The following is a 437-nucleotide window of genomic DNA, read 5'->3' as shown; positions in this document are numbered from 1 at the left end:
TGTTGGTATATCGAACACTAGGAGGGGGCCGGTCGTGGGACGACTCGTACCTGCCGTGACCCGGGCTCTCGACATACACGAGCTCTTCCTGGACGGGGACGGCACGCTCTCCGCCCCCGACATCGTGCGCAGGCTCCAGCTGCCGCGCACCACCGTCCACGAGCTGGTCACCACGCTCGCCGCCCGCAAGTACATCGTCCCGGTCGCCGGTCAGCCCGGCCGCTACCGGCTGGGCGTCCGGCCGTACCAGCTGGGCGCCCGTTACGCCGAGCACCTGGACCTGGCCGCCGAGGGGCAGCAGGTCGCCGGGTCCGTCGCCGAGACCTGCGACGAGACCGTGCACGTGGCGATCCTGGAGGACACCGACGTCATCTACATCGCCAAGGTGGACTCCACCCACGCGGTGCGGATGGTGTCGGCGGCCGGCCGCCGGCTCC

General features: G+C 70.9%; 1 protein-coding gene. It reads left to right on the top strand.

Annotated elements, in window-relative coordinates; translation table 11 throughout:
* Positions 1–34: 34 nt before the first annotated feature.
* Positions 35–437 (top strand): IclR family transcriptional regulator (locus LPA54_RS39290; RefSeq protein WP_228985178.1); only part of this gene is annotated, 403 nt, incomplete at its 3' end.

Origin of the sequence: Streptomyces sp. DH12, from assembly GCF_020873895.1 — a bacterium.
In the GTDB taxonomy this organism is placed as follows: domain Bacteria; phylum Actinomycetota; class Actinomycetes; order Streptomycetales; family Streptomycetaceae; genus Streptomyces.
This window is presented reverse-complemented; position numbering and strand designations above follow the sequence as displayed.